Origin of the sequence: Pseudomonas sp. SIMBA_067, from assembly GCF_046534675.1 — a bacterium.
Classification (GTDB): Bacteria; Pseudomonadota; Gammaproteobacteria; order Pseudomonadales; family Pseudomonadaceae; genus Aquipseudomonas; species Aquipseudomonas putida.
Map to the genome: position 1 here is coordinate 1 of NZ_JAWRYH010000897.1, position 253 is coordinate 253.

The 253-nt window shown below is 57.3% G+C and carries 1 pseudogene; it reads right to left on the bottom strand.

The features are described from left to right. Window positions 1–253, bottom strand: a pseudogene (locus SB765_RS31815) (TonB-dependent siderophore receptor); the annotation flags it as partial.

Consider the following 253-nt stretch of genomic DNA (forward strand, 5'->3'; position numbering starts at 1 on the left):
CTGGTTGATATCCCACGCGTCAGCCTGGGTTTTGTCGAGGTTGCCATACAAACGGAAGCTGAATTCGTCGCCCAGCGGACCGGTCAGGCTAAAGTTAGTGCGTTTGGTGGCACCTTCCTCTTTATGTTCTGGCGCATTGAAATATGCGTCCCAGGAGCCGTGCCACTCGCCGCTGCCTTTTTTGGTAATGATGTTAACCACGCCGCCCGCCGCGCCGTTGCCATAACGCGCAGCTGCCGGACCACGCAGAACT